This is a genomic window from Desulfobulbaceae bacterium, assembly GCA_015231515.1.
In the GTDB taxonomy this organism is placed as follows: domain Bacteria; phylum Desulfobacterota; class Desulfobulbia; order Desulfobulbales; family VMSU01; genus JADGBM01.
This window is the reverse complement of record JADGBM010000057.1, coordinates 1-19,623: the sequence shown is the minus strand read 5'-3', so window position 1 is coordinate 19,623 and position 19,623 is coordinate 1. Positions and strand designations below refer to the sequence as shown.

Genomic DNA, 19,623 nt, shown 5'->3' with positions numbered 1-19,623 from the left:
CCACCAGCATCCAAATAGATACGTATGAAACCGTACTATTTGAGGTTTTTAACAGTGAGTAATATGCTGGTGGGAATACTTAAACTATTGGTGGCGGCAGGTCGCAGGCAGAAAAAATATAGGATGTAATTGATTGGAGGGTAACACTGGGAAACTGTTGCGAAAAATAAGGATGTACTGTTGCTGTTGAATTGTATTGGCTGACCTGATTTACATCTTGCCATTTTGCCCGATACTTATGAGGTTGAAAAGATTTTGGTGACCTATGGGAGAAGCTTTGTTGTAAATGGTAATGCTGATATTTATCGTGATTGTGAGAGGAGTTTTCTGAAAAAGTTACTCCATCAGTCCGATAGTCGTTATGGTGATCAAGATCAAATGCAACGCTATGGTTGTGCTGAATTCTAGACGCAACGATCAGGTCTCGTTGGTTTTCCTCTTGTTCATGGCTGTGCTGATGAACATGAAAAGTGGGGGATAAAAAGGCGCCGAAAATGCACAATATCAAAAAGCCAAAACAGTACTTCTTAATACCTATATGAAATCTCTTCTGCATTAACAATTAACCGCCCTAAGACTATCCGTTATCAAAATAAATTAAATCGTGCCACTTTTTTACGCCGCCAACATAGCTACTTGAGAGTATAAATATTGTCAAGATCGGCAGATTAAATCTTGCCCCCTTCTAAAATCTATTTCTCATATATTTCCCCCAGTACAATTTCTCCTGTAGTTAAGGTGCGTATTTCCGGTTTTGCCGGACCAGGCAAAGGGCAGCCTTTATCGATTACTTGCGGGTTCAACTTCTTCTCGCCCTGGCCATACACCTGAGCGCAGCCGGTACGCCAGGCGGCGAAAATCATTTAAAATGACCAGGATACTCGGAATGAGCAGCAAGGTTAAAACAGTCGCAAAGGCAACTCCGGCCGCGATGGAAAGGGCCATCGGGATCAGGAATTTGGCCTGCAGATCGGTTTCAATAATCAGTGGTGTTAAGCCGCCGACCGTGCTCAGGGTCGTTAGAAATATCGCCCGAAACCGCCGCATTCCACCGTTTCGTATCGCCTCAAAAAATGGCATTCCCTCGGAGAGGTTAATATTAATTCGATCGATAAGAACAATGGCATCATTAACGACTACCCCCGTTAAAGCAACCATACCAAACATACTCATCATGGAGAGTTCATAGCCAAGTAGCAAGTGACCGACAACCGCCCCAATGATCCCGAAAGGAACTGTAAACATAATCACAAAGGGTTGGGCGTAGGAACGAAACATGGTGGCAACAATGACGAAAATCCCGACACCTGCTAACGGAAAGCCAATTTTAAGACTGGAAAACGACTCCCGCATCTTTTTCTGTTCCCCCTGGGCTGAGATATACAGATCAGGGTATCTGTTTTTTAATTCGGGGAAAAAATCTGCCGAAAGCTGACCCAGAATCTCATTGGCATTGGCTTTATTGGTGTCGACTCCGGCACTGACCATTATCCGCCGGAGACCATCGGTCCTGGTGATTTTCGAATAACCGGATGAGTAGGTAAAATCAGCAACGCTCCGAAGAGGTACTTCTCGCTCACCAATACGGATGCGAACCTGTTCCAGGGAAGATATTCGCTGTCGGGCATCACCCTCGTAACGTACTTTTACACGAATATCATTTCGACCTCGCTGCAGCCGCAGAGCCTCTTCCCCGAAGTATCCCGCCTTTACCTGATGGGCAAGATCATCAACGGTAAAACCAAGGGCACGGGCCTCCGGTTTCAAGGTAAGCCGCACTTCGTTTTTACCCAATGAGTGATCGGAACGAATCTGAGTGACACCATCAAATTGACGCAAGCGCTCTAAAACCTCACCTGAGGCGGCAAGAATCTTCTGCATGTCACGCCCCTGAATCCAAATCTCGATTGGATCGCCGGGCGGGCCTTGAGAAAGGCCTGCAAAGGTAAGCGCCTTCACCCCGGCTAGAGGGGGTATCTCTTTTTCCCAGTCGATCATGAGGTCTTTGGTGTGGATACCCCTTTTTTCGGACTCAAGCAGAATCGCCCGCACGCCCCCATAGTGTGAACCGATTTCACCATAATCCTTCAACTCCTGACCAACCAGGGTATAGCGATTTTTAAGCAGCGGTTCGCCGGATCGAGTCCTGGTGTGCTCTGCAAGGCGCAGAAGCGCTGCCTCAATTTCAGCAACGGCTTTACGGGTAACCTCAGGAGGTGTGCCGTTGGCAAACTCCACATTGGCGCTGATCACAAAGCCATCAACCTCGGGAAAGACTTCAAATTTCAGAAAACCCCCCTGAATCAAACCGATGGTGATGGACAAAATAGCCAGTGCGGTGCAAAGGGAAATGTAGCGCCACTGCATAACCTTACTAAGAAACGGGGCGTAAACAGTTTCAACAAAGAGTTCAAGTTTTCGGCTGACCAGTTTGTTGATGTTCAACAGCCTTTTGAAACGGTTGGCATTTAGTCTACCGTCGTAGCTGACAGGTTCAGGAAGATGGCTCAGATGGGCCGGTAAAAGAAAAAGACACTCCAGAAGAGAAATAACCAGGCAGGCAATAACAACCACCGGCATGATAGCAATAAATTTACCCATTATCCCGCCAATATAGGCCAGCGGGATAAAGGCGACAATGGTAGTCAGAACTGCGGCAACCACCGGCATACCAACCTCTGTGACACCGTCAATGGCCGCCTGAACAGCCGATTTTCCACGCTGCCGGTGTACAAAAATCGCTTCTCCTACCACAATTGCATCATCAACAACAATGCCCAGCACCATAATCAGCCCGAACAGTGAAATCATGTTGATTGTCGCCCCCATGGCCCAGAGAATGGCCAGCGCGCCTGCAATCGAGATGGGGATACCCATACCACTCCAGAAAGAGAGCCGCACATCAAGAAACAGCCAGAGCAGCAAAAAGACCAGACCCAGACCAATCAGACCGTTTTTAACGAGAAGATTAATCCTGGAGTGCAGCATTTCTGTACCATCATACAACATCGAGATCGTTGCACCATCAGGCAGCTTAAGCTGTTCCGCCTCAATATAGCTCTTGACTCGCTGGGCAATCGCCAGAGAATCTTCTTCCTTGGTCTTAAAAACCGAAAGCATAATGCCAGGTTCACCGTTGATTGCCACAGCGATTGGATCTTCACTGAATCCGTCATTGATCTGGGCAATGCGGTCGAGAGTAACTAATTCACCGGAAGGCCTCGCCAGAACAATGATTGAAGCAAACTCCCCGCCCGTGTATTTACGCCCCAAAGTCCGGACCCGGATCTCTTCTTCCTGGGTGCGAATCGTTCCGCCGGCAAGGTTAATACTGCTTCGGCGAATCGCGGCAGAGACCTGATCAAACGTAAGTCCGTACTCGCGCAGTTTTTCCTCAGATACCTCTATCGATATCTCATAATCTCGAGCCCCATAGACAGCAACCTGTGAAATATCCGGCAGATTACGAATCTCATCTTTGGTTTTTTCGGCCCACTCTTTGAGCTGCCGTTCAGACATATCTCCGGCAAGATAGAGAAAGGAGACCAGGTCGCGCAGGACATACTCCGTAATGATCGGTTTTTCTGCATCCAGCGGAAATGTTGAGATGGCATTTACGCTGTTCCTGACCTTGTCAAGCACATCACCGACATCATAATTTTCTTTAACCTCTATCCAGGCAAAGCCCGAATTTTCACTGGATGTTGTGGTGTATTGCTTGATACCTTCCAGGCCTTCAATCGCCTCTTCGATTTTCAGGCAAACACCTTCCTCGACCTCTTCAGGATCGGCCCCTGGATAGGCAACAGTGACTGAAATGGCATCAAGGGAGAACTCCGGAAAGGTCTCCTTAATCATTGAAAAAACTGCCATACCGCCGGCCAGAAAAATTATGACCATAGCAATATTAGCAAAGACGGTATTATGGATAAAAGCGGATAAAACTTGCTTCATAAAGCGACTCCGGACCCACTTTTTTGTGCTTTTTCGGCCTTGTTCGAATTATGAATTCTAAGCAGCGAATTTTCTAAAGGCTCGACTAAGCGGGTAGTGATGATCTGATCACCATCTTTGAGGCCTTTTGAGACAAAGGCCTCCTCGCCCTGAATACGTGCCACTTCCACAGCAGATGTTTTTAGACGGTTGCCGATTGCCAGATAGACGGTCTCTTTAAAGCTGACTGCCCACCGTGGCAACCGGTAGACACCATCGAGAACCAGGCCGGGAATGGTCACTGAACAGAACATGCCGGCAACGAGCGGTAGTCTCGGCCTTGCCAAAGAAACTGCCTGATGATTTTCCACCCTGACGGCAACGGTCAATGTTCTGGTTTCAGGATTAAATCTGACCACTCGATGCAAAACGCCCTGCCAAATGTTTTTATCGTCATCAGTCCAGCGGATATCGCAGAGTACCGGCTCAACATCGGTAAACCAGCCACGGCTTCTGCCATCCTTAAAACGCAGCCATTTTCGCGCCTCACCACTGTCGATGGGCAGATGAATTTCCAGGATAGCATCGTTGGCCATGGCGACCACCTGTTTGCCGGGAGTGACATACTGCCCGATTTCAAGCTCAGCCTCGGTTATCCGGCCAGTAAATGGAGCTTTAACCTCGCAGCGTGCCAGATTGGTCATAGCATTTTCAAAACGCGCTTGTGCTGCCGTGAGCGCACTATCCGTCTCTTCAATCTGCAAAGGATACAGTTCGATTGTTTTCGCCAGTTGCGCGGCCAGATCCTTAGCGTTATTGTAAACCTGCTCTTGCTTTTCGACATAGGCAAGGCTCACCGCTTCATGCTCCTGGTATAATTTTTTATAGCGCTCGTGTTCCGCTTTGGCCAGATCACGATTCCTTTCAATAGATATCAAGCGCTGGGTGTCAATCTCTATCTGCCGGCCAAGCACCATAATGTTTTTTTTAAGACGCTCGCCCTCAGCACCTGTAGTATCACGGACTGTCTCATAATCACTTGGATCTATACGGAACAGAAGCTCACCCTTTTCGATAATAACACCTTGATCCAGGCGAGAGTTTACAGCAACAATACGCCCGGAAACCTCTGGAGAGATGGCAACTGTGTCAAGGGGGGTTACTTGACCAAAACCCGTAATTTTCATTTGGACACTTTCTGCTTTGGCCGAGAGCGTTTCAACTTGCAGGGTACGTTCTTTAACAACAATTTCGGCCGGCGGCTGTTTCATCTTTGAGAGCAAGGTCATGCCAATAAATCCCACCAACAGAATTGCGATACAGACAACAATGCGGAACATAACCTTGCCGTTTGTTTGCGGCAAATACTGCTGACTCATAGCTGCTCTCCGTTAAAAAATTATACCCTTGTAATTATTCCATCATCCCACAAGGACCTAATCCACTAAACAAAACTGATTGAAACCGGACAATGGTCTGAACCCATCTGCTCTTTTAAGATAACTGCATCAACCACGCGTTTTTCACTTTTCGAATCAACACAAAAGTAATCAATACGCCAACCAATATTCCTTTCCCGTGCATTAAACCGATAACTCCACCAGGTATAGTTATCCGGCCCCTGATCGAACTTTCTGAAGGTATCTGCAAATCCTGAATCGATAAAGGTATCCATCCAGGCCCTCTCCTGTGGTGTAAAGCCTGGATTTTGCTCATTTGATTTTGGATTTGCCAAATCTATCTCCGTATGGGCAACATTGAAATCACCACAGACAACCACGGATTTCTTTTTGGCAAGCTTTGCTGCAAAGCTTTGCAGGGCGGCATTAAAACCCAACTTATAATCCAGGCGCGCCAAGCCGTGCTGGGAGTTTGGAAAATAGGCATTGACTAGAAAAAAATCACTGTACTCCGCAGTCAGCACCCTGCCCTCATGATCATAAAGTTCATCACCAAGGCCATACAATACATTTTCAGGCTCCTGCCTGGTATAGATAGCAACACTGGAATACCCTTTTTTTTGTGCTGAAAACCAAAATGAGTGATAGCCGTCAATTTTCAGGAGTGCCTCGGAAAGCTGTTCCGGTTGAGCCTTAGTTTCCTGAATCGCAAAAATGTCTGCCGAGGACTCTTTAACAATATCAACAAATCCCTTTTTCTCCACCGCCCGGATACCATTTACATTCCATGAGATAAACGTCTTACCCGCCGTGCTCCTCTTGGCATTTTTGCTCAAACGCCTGGGCGTGACGCCAATTTGAGGGCAGTCAGCGCTGATGACGCAGCGGTCACAATGAGGCCCTACCGGCCTGCACGTTCCCTGGCCAAAAGCCACCAGAGTGGAGTTAACCGTCAGCCAATGCCTTTCCGGCAGTTTGGCACGGAGCACCATTTCCGTTTCCAGTGGCGTTCTGGTAGTTACATAGCCCCAGATATTCATAATCCGGTGCACATGTGTATCGACACAGATCGCCGGCTTTTTAAAGACCACTGCCCTCACCAGATTTGCCGTTTTTCGACCAACTCCGGGGAGTTTAACAAGCAAGTCAATCTCATCGGGAACGACACCGCCAAACGCCTCAAGTGCCGCTGGCAGCGAGGCAAGATAGCCAGCCTTGTTTTTATAAAAACCAACCGGATAGATTAGTTTACTGATCTCCTGCTCAGACAAGCCCGCCAGTTGTTTTACATCCGGGGCCTTTTCAAAAAGACGTTCTGCTGCCTCCGCGGTTGTCTCGTCCTTAGTCCGGGCCGAGAGGATCGTGGCCACTAAAACCTTGAATGGATCTCTGGTTTGAACGGCTATGAGATCAACAACAGGTACCTTGTAGTTGGCGACTTCTTTTTCCAGCACATCGAGTACTTTATTTATATCAATCACTCATTCTTCCCCAGGTGGATAGACGGTAATCAGAGTGATCGGACAACTCTGAGCCACCCCCCGCTAAAGAGCCAAAAAAGAGGCGTCGAAATTTTTGTAATCGAGGTCCGGCCATAATTACCAGATCGTGGCCTTGCGTTTTTTCTATTATAGTTTCCTGCCGTGCATCTGTGGCAATGGCTTCGCAACTACTGATAGCCGCAAGACCTTCCATCTCAGCCCAGCGCAACAGACGTTTTTCAGCCTTGATAACTGTTTCTGCCTTCTCATAGGACGGCATAAGTCTCAGAAAGCTGATATGATGGTGGCCGACAGTAGCGAGAGCCCGTACCGGATTTCGAAGTAGATGGAGTTCTCGCATATTGACTATGGGAACAATAATCCGCTCGGTGTGCAGAATGCCGCTAAATTTAATTATAATCGTCGGACATGGCGCCTCTTCGACGACCGCCCCGAGAACCCGATGAAACTCATTTGGCGTTAATCGAATAGAGTGCCCGAGAACAATGGCCCGGGCATTGGTATCCTTAGCAATTTGGAGAATACCCTTGGCCGCGTTTTCGCTTTTCTGGGTCACTGTGTATAGTTCTGACCCCATACTATGCACCTCTGCCCGAGCAACTTCAGTAAGCGAAATCTCGACCTCTTTTTGTTCTGGACTAAAGGTTTGACCCGGAAGAAGAATTCTTGCTGCCAGAGGAAAGGCCCCATAATCATGGGCAAAGATCGCAGCCATTCTTGCCAATGCTGCAGTCGTAGCAAGATGGTTGGCCCCAAAAACCACAACGCCATCCGGGCGCGTCGGCCGCTGAAATCGTTCCCAAAGCCAGGGGACCATCGGAACTCCATCCAGGGTAGTTGCCTTCGTGCCATCACCATCGACATCACGCAATAGAGATTGAGATCGTACCGACTCCGTTGGCCCGTCAAAGGCCTCTCCAGCCTTTTTCACAGCATATCTGGCAAAAATGGGCCCGGTCAGTTCGGAGAGAATTACACCTGTAAGCACCACAGGTGTAATAACTTGTGAAAAACTAAAAAGGCCGACATCATCTTTTAGCAGAAAGATAAGACCAATGGCGACTCCAGCTTGTGGTGTTAAAGCCATCCCCAGGTAACTACAGACCACTTTAGGCGCCGACGATATCTTGGCGCCGGCTCCAGCTCCAATAGTTTTTCCCAGAAAGCGAAAAACAAAATAGCCCAAACCTAGCCAACCCGCGATCGCCAGGGCGCTCAAATCAAGGTGAACACCTGCCAGAGTAAAAAAAAGAACATAGACAGGCGGTTCAAAGGCATTAAGTGCTCTAAAAAGACGCAGATCGCGGTGATCCCGATTAACAATTGCAAACCCGGCAGCCATGCCCGCCAGAAGCGGGGAGAGATTGAGCATACGCGCACCCTCCCCGCACAGAAGAAGCAGGGCGAGGCCAACAGTAAGCATCTCATTCTTTGAACGGAGCCGGTTATTAACAAAATCAATAAGTAAGCCTGTAACAGCCCCCATCAACAGCGCACCGGCAATCTCAAGCATACTTGCTGAGATTGCCGTAAAAACGGAGCCACCCTCAACAGCAGTGAGCTGATGTGCCAAGGCCGAAAACAGACCGAACATCATGATTGCCATCCCATTATCAAAGGCCACAACTGCCATTAATGTTGTCGTCAGGGGACCTGAAGCACGCAGCTCAGTCATTACATGCATCGTGGTGGCAGGGGCAGTTGCTACAGAAATTGCACCAAGAAGAATTGACAGGACGGCTAAATCAACAGTTGTCCAACTTGCAAGACCAATCCCGGAAAATTTAGCAACTAAGAATGTTCCCACACAGACGGCAGTAAAGGCGCCAAGGACTTCAAGCACCCCGATGAAGCAGACACTTCTGGCTGATGTACGCAGACGCTTTAACTCAAGATGCTCGCCAATTCCGAAAGAGATCATCATGAGGGCAAGTTGGGTGAAGTGGCCAAGCTGTTGGCCAATGGACTCTGCGGAGAGGAAATTAATGCCGGAAGGGCCAAGAATCAGCCCTGCACAGATATAGCCCGTAACGGAGGGCAGCTTGAAAAATTGGCCTACCTTGGCGACAACGAATCCAAAACCAAGCAGCAAGGCTAATGCGAGGGTTATATTTTCCACAAAGACTGATCCAGCTCGGCTGGGTCAGGAGAGAGTGTCTTTTTGATAAAGGCATTAATCTCTGCGAAAGCTTTCTCCAGCTCAGGCAGACACTCTTGCGCCTTTTCAATCTCCTGGTCTATTGCAAATTGCCTGATCTGAGCAATAAGCCGCAGAAGAGATTCTGCGTGAATAATCCCTGCCGCACCCTGATTCTTGTGGCATAAGGCCCGGAGCTCATCACTATCGCCACACTCTAGTGCCTTCGTAAACTCTGCAAGGTACTGTGGACTTATCTGCAAAAAGGACTCAAGCACTCTTTGAGCAAGACTCTCCTTTCCGGCACAATAGTCAATAAGTGCCTCCAGATTAACGGAGCTCTCGGGTTCAGATGATTTTACATTTTCGTTCATGACAGACATTTTACAAATAAAGTACAATTACGCCAAGATTTTAAATTTTAAATTACTGAGATCAAACTACGTATAACGATATAGGCGGATCAGGCTTCAATTTACAAATATAAATTGGTCACAACTCTTTTTAATTTTGACAATAGAGTCAGCCCTTATATAATGAACCCATTAAAGTACAAAAGTGCCAACACCCATATAATCAAGACTTATATTCAAAATTTACCACCCATTATGATAACCTTAAAAAAAGGGTTTACTATCCCAATCACTGGTGCACCGAGCCAGGATATCGGCAGTGCAGGCGCACCATCTATGGTCGCCCTGCTTGGCATTGATTACCACGGCCTAAAGCCATCCATGACCGTCACGGAAGGCGACAGAGTACAGTGCGGGCAGCCTCTTTTTGAAGACAAAAAAAACCCCGGCGTCATTTTTACAGCCCCCGCCAGCGGCACAATAACCGAGATTAACCGGGGCCAACGCCGATCATTTCAATCACTTGTCATTGAGGTAGACAATACCGAACAGGTTGTTTTTTCATCGTACACTGCCAAAGAGCCCGGCAGCCTTAACCGGCAAGCGGTCGTCGATCTGCTGGTGGAATCAGGGCTGTGGACCGCCATTCGCACACGGCCCTACTCAAAAATTCCCGCTCCGGACAGCACCCCGCACGCTGTATTTGTCACGGCAATGGATACAAATCCCCTGGCGCCCTGTGTTGAGACTATTCTTGCCCAAAAACCAGAGGCCTTTGAAACCGGTTTATCGGTACTAGCCACCCTCACAGACGGCTCACTTTATCTTTGCAAAGCCCCTGCTTCCAACTTGCCCGGCCTCAGACTGCCATGTGTGACGGTGAGTGAGTTTTCCGGCCCTCACCCTGCCGGCCTGGTTGGCACTCATATTCATTTTCTCGATCCTGTGAACCAGCAAAAAACCGTCTGGCACATTGGTTACCAGGATGTTGTGGCAGTTGGCCACCTGTTTTTAACCGGTAAGCTCTACCAGGACAGATTTATCTCTCTGGCCGGGCCTCAGGTCAAAAAACCGCAAATCATAAAAACAGTCCTTGGTGCCAATCTTGATGAGTTAACCTCCGGTAAGCTTTGCGAGGGGCAGAACCGGATTATTTCGGGATCTGTACTTTCAGGTACAACGGCCCACGGTCCATTTACCTACCTGGGACGCTACCATAATCAAGTCTCCGTGATCAGTGAAGGTGGCCAGCAGGAGTTTCTTGGCTGGCTGGCCCCTGGTAGCAATAAATTTTCGATTAAGCCGATGTTTCTGTCAGCCTTATCACCGAAAAAACTGTTTTCGTTTACAACTGCCCTGAACGGCTCCCAGCGCGCCATTGTTCCCATAGGCAGTTTTGAGAAAGTGATGCCGTTGGACATTGAACCAACCTACTTATTGCGGGCCATCGCTGTTCGTGATGTTGAGCAGGCAGAGGCTCTCGGCTGCCTGGAACTTGATGAAGAGGATCTGGCTCTCTGCACCTTCGTCGATTCATCAAAAAACAGTTACGCACCTCTTTTGAGAGAGACCTTAACCATGATCGAAAAAGAAGGCTGATTGTATGTTACGAAGCCTGCTCGACCACATAAAACCGCATTTTCAAAAAGAGGGGCGTTTAGCAAAACTCTATCCCCTCTATGAGGCAGCCGACACTCTGTTTTATACGCCTGTTGCAGTAACGGCCTGCGACTCCCACATTCGTGAACACTCAGATCTGAAACGTGTCATGATCTGCGTCTATATTGCGGTTGTGCCCTGCATTCTGATGGCCCTTTACAACACAGGCCTACAGGCCAACAATATAATTGCTGCCTCAGGAACTATACCCAGCGGCTGGCGTTATCAACTGATCAGCTTGCTCGGGGCCGCCCACAACCCGGCTTCTCTTTGGGACAACTGCCTGCTGGGCGCCCTCTTCTTTTTACCAATCACCATTGTCACCTATGTCGTCGGTATATTCTGGGAAGTTGTCTTTGCCAGTGTGCGCGGTCATGAGATCAATGAAGGGTTTTTTATTACCGGCATTTTATTCCCTCTGATCTTACCGCCCGGGACTCCTCTCTGGCAGGTCGCTGTGGCCATCAGTTTCGGTGTGGTTATCGGTAAAGAGATTTTTGGCGGTACCGGTAAAAATTTTCTGAATCCGGCCCTGACAGCTCGGGCATTTCTCTTTTTTGCCTACCCTGCTCAGATTTCCGGAGACTCTGTTTGGACCGCCCTTGATGGCTATTCCGGTGCCACCATCCTTGCCAATGCCGCCAGCGGCGCAAACGAGTATGGGGCAACCTGGCTGCAGGCCTTTCTAGGAACAATTCCAGGCTCTATGGGCGAGACATCAACCCTTGCCTGTTTAGTTGGTGCGCTTGTGCTTCTGGTTACAGGTACCGGTTCCTGGCGAATTATGCTCAGTGTCTGTCTTGGCATGCTGGCCATAGCCCTCATGTTTAACATGGTGGGCAGTGAGACAAACCCGATGTTCTCTATGACTCCAGCCTGGCACCTGGTTAGCGGCGGCTTTGCCTTTGGAACAGTCTACATGGCGACAGACCCCGTGACCGGTGCTATGACCCAAAGCGGCAAATGGTTTTACGGATTTTTGATAGGCGCTATGACTGTCCTCATTCGGGTCATCAACCCAGCGTATCCAGAGGGAATGATGCTGGCGATTCTATTTGCCAACTGCTTTGCACCACTTATTGACTACATGGTGCTCCAAAAGAACAAGCAAAGGAGGCTGGCTCGCAGTGGCTGCTGACAGTGTCCGTAAAACATTTTTTGTGGCTTTTGCCCTGTGCCTTGTGTGCTCGTTTCTGGTATCGAGCACCGCTGTCGTCTTGCGCCCGCGCCAAGAGCTCAATAAAGAGCTGGATATCAAAAAAAATCTGTTGATGTCTGCTGGCCTCATCAAGGCATCAGAGGCCTCGGAAAGCGAAATCGACCGTCTGTTTTCAGCGGTTGAACCAATCGTTATCGACCTTGCCTCCGGGGAAATAGCCTCTGAGATTAATCCAACCTCCTTTGATGCTAAAAAATCTGCGCGCAATCTGTCAAGCCAGTACCGTATTCCGCAGGAAAATGACCTGGCAAGGCTTAAAGTGCGATCCCAATATGCCTTGATCTACCTGGTTAAAGAGAATGAAACTATCTCGCAAATTGTCCTGCCGGTACATGGGAAAGGTCTCTATTCGACACTTTACGGTTTTTTAGCCCTGGCTGCCGACACCAAAACAGTTACCGGTTTTGCCTTTTATGATCAGGGAGAAACCCCCGGGCTTGGCGGTGAAGTTGACAACCCGCGTTGGAAAGCTCAATGGCCCGGCAAGACTGTTTATGACAATCTCTGGCAGCCGGCAATTCGTCTGGTTAAAGGTGGGGTCAACCCTGCCGATAAAAATAGTGTCCATCAGGTAGATGCAATTTCCGGCGCTACCATGACCAGCCGCGGCGTCGAAAATCTCCTCCTTTACTGGCTTGGCGAAAACGGGTACCTGCCCTTTTTAGAAAAGTTTCGAGCAGATGGAGGTCGTGTATGAGCACGCGCAAGATACTCTTCGGCCCCATTTTTAAGTCAAATCCCATTGCCTTGCAGATTTTAGGTGTTTGTTCGGCGCTTGCCGTTACTACTAAAATGGAGACCGCGCTTGTTATGTCGGTTGCCGTTGTTTTTGTGATCAGTTGCTCAAACATGGCAGTCAGCATTATCCGAAACCACATCCCCAACAGTATCCGCATAATTGTGCAGATGATCATTATTGCCTCACTGGTCATTATCGCCGACAAGGTTAGGAAGGCCTACACCTACTAGATCAGCAAGCAGCTTTCCGTCTATGTCGGCCTGATTATAACCAACTGTATTGTTATGGGCCGTGCCGAAGGCTTCGCCATGAAAAACGGCCCATTGCTGAGTTTTTTAGATGGCTTAGGCAACGGCGCCGGCTACGCCTGTATTCTGGTAATTGTCGCTTTTTTCAGAGAACTTCTGGGCAGCGGTCAGCTTTTAGGCCACCAGCTCCTGCCGCTTGTCGGGGACGGCGGCTGGTACCAGAGCAATGGTCTTATGCTACTGTCGCCAAGCGCCTTTTTCATCATAGGCATGATTATCTGGGTACTGCGCAGCGTCTATCCTGAGCAAGTAGAGAAAGAGTAGTTTGATTATGGAACAGTATCTAAATCTATTCATCAAAGCTGTTTTTATTGAGAACCTTGCCCTTTCATTCTTCTTGGGAATGTGCACCTTTTTGGCGGTCTCAAAGCGGGTAAGTACTGCCCTGGGGCTAGGAGTTGCTGTTATTGTCGTTCAGACTGTCACCGTCCCGGTCAATAATCTCATCTATCAGTTTTTCCTCAAGGAAGAAGCACTTGCCTGGGCGGGTCTCGGCCAGGTTAACGTCTCTTTTCTCGGTCTGATCTGTTTTATTGGTGTCATTGCAGCGATGGTGCAGATTCTTGAGATGGTGCTGGATAAATTTTTTCCAGCGCTCTACAACGCCTTGGGTATTTTTCTGCCGCTGTTAACTGTTAACTGTGCAATCCTGGGCGGCTCTCTCTTTATGGTGGAGCGCGACTACTCCTTTGGCGAAAGTGTCGTTTACGGTGTCGGTTCAGGGCTGGGTTGGGCAATGGCTATCGCTGCCTTGGCTGGGATACGTGAGAAGCTTAAATATTCAGACATCCCTGCAGGTTTGAGAGGTCTAGGAATCACTTTTATCACCGTTGGATTAATGGCCCTGGGCTTTCTGGCCTTTTCCGGAGTACAACTGTAATGATTGAAATTATAACAGGCGTCACTCTTTTTACAGCTATTGTCCTTGTGCTGGTCGCTCTGATCTTAGCTGCTAAATCCTCACTTGTGCCTTCCAGTGAAGTTGCCATTACCATTAACGATGATGAGGCCAACACCATTGTTGTTGAAGCTGGAAATAAGCTTCTCAACACCCTGGCAGCTAACAAAATATTTGTGTCTTCAGCCTGCGGTGGTGGTGGAACCTGTGGTCAGTGCCGGGTAAAAGTTCTCGAGGGTGGCGGTGAAATTCTGCCGACTGAACTGACCTATATTTCCAAACGTGAAGCCCGAGAAGGCGACCGGCTTTCCTGCCAGGTTGCTGTTAAAGGGGATATGAAAATTGAAATTCCGCCGGAAATTTTCGGTGTTAAACGCTGGGAGTGCACGGTACAATCTAACGACAGTGTCGCTACTTTTATTAAAGATCTGGTTATGGAGTTGCCGGAAGGAGAAAGTGTCCCCTTCCGTGCCGGAGGCTATATCCAGATTGAATGCCCTCCCCATGAAGTCAGTTACAAAGACTTCGATATTGCTGAGCGATTTAAGAGCGACTGGGATAAATTTAACGTCTGGCAATATCACTCGGTTGTCACCGAACCAGTCATCCGGGCCTACTCGATGGCAAATTACCCTGGCGAAAAGGGTATTATCAGGCTTAACGTTCGAATTGCATCACCGCCACCCAACAACCCTAATGTGCCACCCGGCAAAATGAGTTCGTATATATTTAATCTCAAGAAGGGTGATTCCGTTACTATTTTTGGACCATTCGGAGAATTCTTCGCCAGAGATACCGGCAAAGAGATGATATTTATTGGTGGCGGCGCTGGCATGGCACCAATGCGCTCACACATTTTTGATCAGCTTAAAAGACTTAACAGCACACGAAAAATCTCCTTCTGGTACGGTGCCCGTTCCGCCTTGGAAATGTTTTATGTCGAGGATTTCGATGCCCTCCAGGAATCCTTTGAAAATTTCCAGTGGCATGTCGCCCTCTCCGATCCTCAGCCAGAAGATAATTGGCACGGGTATACCGGATTTATCCACCAGGTTCTCTATGACCAGTACCTTAAAGACCATCCCGCCCCTGAGGACTGCGAATACTATCTATGCGGCCCGCCAATGATGATCTCAGCCGTAACCAAAATACTGCTCGATCAAGGTGTGGAGCGAGAAGATATTATGTTTGATGACTTCGGCTAATGGGAAATGAGTAAGTTTGATATTGGTAAATTCATTACATCCATGGAAGAAATCCTTGGAGGCCAAGATGGCCCCGCAAGTACTTTCTGGAAGGCTTTTTCGTTTTCCGTTGATGCCCACCAGAACCAAACTCGCCGATCAGGTGAGGCCTACATCAGTCACCCCTGTCACGTCACCAAAATTATCGCCGAAGAGCTTGGTGTTAAAGATCCGGAGACATTAGCAGCAGCGATGCTGCATGATACCGTCGAAGATGTCCCGGAAGTAACCTCTGAGGTAATTGGCGAACATTTTGGCCCAAATGTCGAGGCCATTGTAGACGGTTGCACAAAAATCACCGATTACACCGGCGACAAAAAGACCTTTCACCAGATGGTGCACCGCAAGCTCTTCTCCGGTGCCGCCTCTCGTGTCGAGGTTATGATCATCAAGCTGGCCGATCGGCTGCACAATATGCGCACCCTGGACTCTATGCCCCGGCATAAACGTCAAAAAATTGCCGAAGAAACACTGACCGTTTATGCCCCGCTTGCCAAGATTATGGGGCTCTTTGAGCTTAAACGCGAACTCTACGATTTGGCTCTCCGCTATAAATTCCCGCGCCAAAGTCATAAAATCGACACCAAGATTCAAAATTTATCAACCAGCTCGCAAATTGAAGAGATTGGCGCAAAACTTCGTAAAGAACTCGAAGAATCGTGGATAACCGCCGACATCTACTTTATAGCAAAGGGTCTGTCGGCCTATTTTGACCATAAACAACGGCTGCTTTCCAAGGAAACAGAAACCCCAATGGAGATCATTATCTCGGTGCCGGATATTCATACCTGTTACAGTACACTTGGAATAGTCAATCAGCTTTTTCCCCCAATCCCAAGAACAATACGTGATTTTATCGCTAACCCCAAGCCTACTGGTTACCAGAGTTTACACGCCCGAGCCAACATCAAGGGTAACACCTATCTTTTTAAATTTCGCACCGATCAGATGTATGAGGTTGGTCGCCTGGGCATCATCAAGATGTGGGTGGATGAGAAAAAAGTGCCCTCAGCCTTTGAAGAAGAGATTACCGAGATTTTTGATATACTTGGTGGCGATGAAGAGATTTCATACACAGACGCCATTGCCGCGACTGGTCATAAAGAGATTTACACTTACACACCTGTGGGTGACCGCGTTTGCCTTCCTCAAAACAGCACTGTTTTAGATTTTGCCTTCAAGGTTCACACAGAGGTTGGGCGCCGCTGCTTCGCGGCCAGAGTTGGCAACCATAAACGCGGCCCAGAATATACGCTTAAAGATGGTGACCGGGTCAAAATTCTTACCCGCAGCCACCCTGTAGAGTTTGAACCTGAGATGCAGTACCTGTGCAAATCAGCTAAGGCCCGTTCCAATCTGGCAAAAGCTCTTCGCCGTCGTCGTCACCTCCTTGCTCAAGACATCGGCTTGAAAATTCTCCAACAGGAGATGAAGCGCTATGGCCTGCCCAGAGAGCTTTTAGAAAAAGAAAAAATGTCCGTGATTCTGGGAAAGTTTGAGGCTGACAAACTGACGGATCTGTATCGCTATATCGGTGCTGGCATATTACCTCTTCGTGAAGTTATTCTGGCCATTAAAGACACACTTTACGCCGGTCAAAACACCCTTGAACCGCCCACCGGTACTTTAAACCAGGTTTTCCTTGAGACTCTTGATCCAGCCTGCATCAAGCTGTCCCGCTGTTGCTCTCCTGTGCCCACCGAAAAAGGGCTTTTTGGCCTGCTGAGTAACCGAGGTCTTTCTGTGCACAAAAAAGAGTGCGAGACGCTTGGCTCGTTATCGTTACAAAGGGAAGATGTCATCGAGCTGCGCTGGAACCTCAAAAAAACCCTCGTCTCGAAACAGCAAACCATTCTTATTTTGAAAGCAGCCAGTAGAAATCGTTTGATGATGATGCTGGGTGTGGCACCGCTCACCATGAAAATTCAAGAGGTTATCTTTCTTTCGTCGCTGCCGCATGGCGGGTCAGCCTGGGAAATCAATTTCACAGTTGACACCCTGCAAGATCTGAAAGACGCCTTAAACCATTTCGACAAAACCGGTCTTGAATACGAGATTGTTATTGAGCAATAAGTCTCGATCTTCCTCTCTGTTCCCAAACTACCCACGCACCTTCAACCCTTGAGTAAAATGTAGCCAATCCCACTGCCGCATCAGGCTGTCACAGACCAACCTGCCTCGCAAGAACATAAATTTATCCAATAATTTCAGCGCCATACAAATATATAAACGTGTTGGCACAGCACTTGTATTGTAAGAGAGCAAACACGAACGCAGTAAATCAACAATCACTCAACATAAGGAGAACGTCATGAAAAAAATAATAACAACAGTTGCATTGGTTGCAGCAATCGCACTCGGCAGTCAAGCAGCACAGGCTCGATGGGGTCAAGGTGCAGGTACTAACTTTACTCCCGGATCCTGCGGAAACTGCGACCAGAACGCCGCAGTAGACTCAGAAGCTCGTCAGACATTTCTGGCCGATACTGAAGAATTGCGAACCCAGCTCAGAGAAATACGTACCGAATATTTCACCTTGATGAACAGCGACACCGTCGATAAGGACGAAGCCCAGATCCTTTGGGGTGAGATGTTTGACCTCCAGCAACAGATTCAAGAAAAAGCTACCGAAGCAGGCTTAGACCCGCAAGCAGGCCGTGGCGGTAAATTTGGAAATGGCCAAGGACGTGGATGCGGTTCAAATGGTGGCGGCAACGGCCAGGGCTGCGGGTCATTTGGTGGAGTCAACGGCCAAAACTGTTATCAAAATAATACCAACGCTCCAACTGAGTAATAAAATTCACGCAGGTAGTCCCCCAAACCACCTGCATGATGCTTTACCGTTCATTTTTTCTTCCCCCTCCCCTACCGTGCCGCCTCTTTGGCGGCGCGGTTTTTTGTTGTACCTCACCTCCGCGGTTGACAGAACGGCCGCAAATGAGTAGAAAATCTGACTGAAGCATTCATGTTAAATTTGTAACTTTTAGGAGATGACACCCATGAACACCCTTTTTCGCACCATGCACGTTTTCTTAATAGCGCTTATTTGCCTCACAGGACAAGCCTTTGCCGCGCAGGCAGCAGAACTTGCTGACGGAATGTATGCTAAACTGCAAACCAACAAAGGTGAAATTGTCGTCAGGCTTGAGTTTGAAAAAACACCAATGACGGTTGCCAACTTTGTCGGCCTCGCGGAAGGCACAAAAAACTCTTCCAAAGAAAAAGGTGCTAAATTTTACAATGGCCTTACCTTCCACAGGGTTATCAAAGATTTCATGATTCAGGGCGGTGATCCGCAGGGCACCGGCCGAGGCGGTCCAGGCTACAAGTTCCCAGATGAGATTGACCCCTCTCTTAAACATGATGGCCCCGGCGTACTATCAATGGCAAATGCCGGACCAGGCACTAACGGCAGTCAATTTTTCATTACCCACAAGGAAACTCCATGGCTTAACGGTAAGCACACTGTTTTTGGTAAAGTTGTGACTGGAATGGATGTGGTTAATGCGATTGCTAAGGGCGATATTTTACAAACCGTGACCATCACACGGGTTGGCGAGAAAGCGAAGGCCTTCAAGGCCGATCAAGCTGCCTTTGATGCCTATGTTAAGGGAGCCAGTGCACAAAAGACCGCACAACAGTCCGCCGATATAGAAAAAACTAAAAAAATAATCACGGAAAAATGGCCTAATGCCACAACTACCCCAAGCGGTCTCAAATATGTTGTTACCCAAAAAGGCACCGGCAGCACCACCCCTAAAACAGGAGACAACGTAACAGCCCATTACACCGGAACCCTGATTGATGGTAAAAAGTTTGATTCGTCCGTCGACCGCGGCAAACCATTCCAGTTTCCTGTAGGCATGAGCCGGGTTATAAAGGGTTGGGATGAAGCTTTTCTGACCATGACTAAAGGCGAAAAACGCACCTTGATCATACCACCAGATCTTGGCTACGGATCAAGAGGCGCAGGCGCCGCGATTCCGCCAAATGCCACCTTAGTGTTCGATGTTGAACTGATTGATTTTTAGAGCCTCTGGAATTTAAACACATAGACCAGCCTAACCATGGCGATAAAGTTGAACTTCCTCAGCACTATTTAGAACTGTAGAGGCTCTTATCCAGCGCAGCAGGGTTAGAGAAAGCCTCTGGAATTTAAACACATAGACCAGCCTAACCATGGCGATAAAGTTGAACTTCCTCAGCACTATTTAGAACTGTAGTTTGGTAG

13 protein-coding genes and 1 pseudogene are annotated in these 19,623 nt (G+C 48.3%); 9 read left to right on the top strand and 5 right to left on the bottom strand.

The genetic code is table 11. The features are described 5' to 3' along the window. Nucleotides 1-780 precede the first annotated feature (780 nt). The 5 genes from HQK80_09935 to HQK80_09915 all read right to left on the bottom strand — a co-directional run bounded on the left by HQK80_09935 (nt 781) and on the right by HQK80_09915 (nt 9,346). Nucleotides 781-3,954, bottom strand: coding sequence for an efflux RND transporter permease subunit (locus tag HQK80_09935; protein MBF0222528.1), 3,174 nt, complete (start codon nt 3,952-3,954; stop codon nt 781-783). Then, nucleotides 3,951-5,312 (bottom strand): biotin/lipoyl-binding protein, encoded by a 1,362-nt coding sequence (locus HQK80_09930; GenBank protein ID MBF0222527.1) that lies wholly within the window; start codon nt 5,310-5,312, stop codon nt 3,951-3,953. Before HQK80_09930 ends, HQK80_09935 begins: the two co-directional genes overlap by 4 nt. Before the next feature lie 65 nt (nt 5,313-5,377). Then, nucleotides 5,378-6,811, bottom strand: coding sequence for an exodeoxyribonuclease III (gene xth, locus HQK80_09925; protein ID MBF0222526.1), 1,434 nt, complete (start codon nt 6,809-6,811; stop codon nt 5,378-5,380). Further along, entirely contained in the window at nt 6,807-8,954 is a 2,148-nt protein-coding gene (locus tag HQK80_09920; protein ID MBF0222525.1) for a cation:proton antiporter, read from the bottom strand. The genes xth and HQK80_09920 overlap by 5 nt, the downstream gene beginning before the upstream one ends. Continuing rightward, nucleotides 8,942-9,346 carry an Hpt domain-containing protein gene (locus tag HQK80_09915; GenBank protein MBF0222524.1) on the bottom strand — a complete coding sequence of 135 codons (405 nt, stop codon included), beginning with the start codon at nt 9,344-9,346 and terminating at the stop codon, nt 8,942-8,944. The genes HQK80_09920 and HQK80_09915 overlap by 13 nt, the downstream gene beginning before the upstream one ends. A gap of 234 nt (nt 9,347-9,580) precedes the next feature. On the opposite strand from HQK80_09915, the gene HQK80_09910 reads away from it, so the two are divergent. The 9 genes and pseudogenes from HQK80_09910 to HQK80_09870 all read left to right on the top strand — a co-directional run bounded on the left by HQK80_09910 (nt 9,581) and on the right by HQK80_09870 (nt 19,423). After that, on the top strand, nt 9,581-10,924 hold the full coding sequence (locus HQK80_09910) for a Na(+)-translocating NADH-quinone reductase subunit A (GenBank protein ID MBF0222523.1): 1,344 nt from the start codon (nt 9,581-9,583) through the stop codon (nt 10,922-10,924). A 4-nt stretch (nt 10,925-10,928) separates the two neighbouring features. Then, nucleotides 10,929-12,122 carry an NADH:ubiquinone reductase (Na(+)-transporting) subunit B gene (locus HQK80_09905; GenBank protein ID MBF0222522.1) on the top strand — a complete coding sequence of 398 codons (1,194 nt, stop codon included), beginning with the start codon at nt 10,929-10,931 and terminating at the stop codon, nt 12,120-12,122. Further along, nucleotides 12,112-12,900, top strand: a complete 789-nt coding sequence (locus tag HQK80_09900; protein MBF0222521.1) for a Na(+)-translocating NADH-quinone reductase subunit C — start codon at nt 12,112-12,114, stop codon at nt 12,898-12,900. Before HQK80_09905 ends, HQK80_09900 begins: the two co-directional genes overlap by 11 nt. Further along, nucleotides 12,897-13,514: pseudogene (locus tag HQK80_09895) on the top strand (NADH:ubiquinone reductase (Na(+)-transporting) subunit D). The gene HQK80_09900 and the pseudogene HQK80_09895 overlap by 4 nt, the downstream one beginning before the upstream one ends. A 7-nt stretch (nt 13,515-13,521) precedes the next feature. Next, entirely contained in the window at nt 13,522-14,130 is a 609-nt protein-coding gene (nqrE, locus tag HQK80_09890) for an NADH:ubiquinone reductase (Na(+)-transporting) subunit E (protein ID MBF0222520.1), read from the top strand. Further along, nucleotides 14,130-15,353, top strand: coding sequence for an NADH:ubiquinone reductase (Na(+)-transporting) subunit F (locus HQK80_09885; protein ID MBF0222519.1), 1,224 nt, complete (start codon nt 14,130-14,132; stop codon nt 15,351-15,353). The genes nqrE and HQK80_09885 overlap by 1 nt, the downstream gene beginning before the upstream one ends. Nucleotides 15,354-15,359: 6 nt before the next feature. Then, nucleotides 15,360-17,465, top strand: a complete 2,106-nt coding sequence (locus HQK80_09880) for a bifunctional (p)ppGpp synthetase/guanosine-3',5'-bis(diphosphate) 3'-pyrophosphohydrolase (protein MBF0222518.1) — start codon at nt 15,360-15,362, stop codon at nt 17,463-17,465. 238 nt (nt 17,466-17,703) lie between these two features. After that, nucleotides 17,704-18,186, top strand: a complete 483-nt coding sequence (locus HQK80_09875; GenBank protein ID MBF0222517.1) for a hypothetical protein — start codon at nt 17,704-17,706, stop codon at nt 18,184-18,186. A 205-nt stretch (nt 18,187-18,391) separates the two neighbouring features. Then, nucleotides 18,392-19,423, top strand: coding sequence for a peptidylprolyl isomerase (locus HQK80_09870; GenBank protein MBF0222516.1), 1,032 nt, complete (start codon nt 18,392-18,394; stop codon nt 19,421-19,423). The last annotated feature ends 200 nt before the right edge of the window (nt 19,424-19,623 follow it).

What these genes read in the sequence shown, in the direction of transcription:
- HQK80_09915 (MBF0222524.1), bottom strand. Translation starts at nt 9,346, where the DNA reads ATGAACGAAAATGTAAAATCATCTGAACCCGAGAGCTCCGTTAATCTG.
- HQK80_09935 (MBF0222528.1), bottom strand. Translation starts at nt 3,954, where the DNA reads ATGAAGCAAGTTTTATCCGCTTTTATCCATAATACCGTCTTTGCTAAT.
- HQK80_09870 (MBF0222516.1), top strand. Translation starts at nt 18,392, where the DNA reads ATGAACACCCTTTTTCGCACCATGCACGTTTTCTTAATAGCGCTTATT.
- HQK80_09905 (MBF0222522.1), top strand. Translation starts at nt 10,929, where the DNA reads ATGTTACGAAGCCTGCTCGACCACATAAAACCGCATTTTCAAAAAGAG.
- HQK80_09930 (MBF0222527.1), bottom strand. Translation starts at nt 5,312, where the DNA reads ATGAGTCAGCAGTATTTGCCGCAAACAAACGGCAAGGTTATGTTCCGC.
- HQK80_09880 (MBF0222518.1), top strand. Translation starts at nt 15,360, where the DNA reads ATGAGTAAGTTTGATATTGGTAAATTCATTACATCCATGGAAGAAATC.
- HQK80_09885 (MBF0222519.1), top strand. Translation starts at nt 14,130, where the DNA reads ATGATTGAAATTATAACAGGCGTCACTCTTTTTACAGCTATTGTCCTT.
- HQK80_09875 (MBF0222517.1), top strand. Translation starts at nt 17,704, where the DNA reads ATGAAAAAAATAATAACAACAGTTGCATTGGTTGCAGCAATCGCACTC.
- HQK80_09910 (MBF0222523.1), top strand. Translation starts at nt 9,581, where the DNA reads ATGATAACCTTAAAAAAAGGGTTTACTATCCCAATCACTGGTGCACCG.
- nqrE (MBF0222520.1), top strand. Translation starts at nt 13,522, where the DNA reads ATGGAACAGTATCTAAATCTATTCATCAAAGCTGTTTTTATTGAGAAC.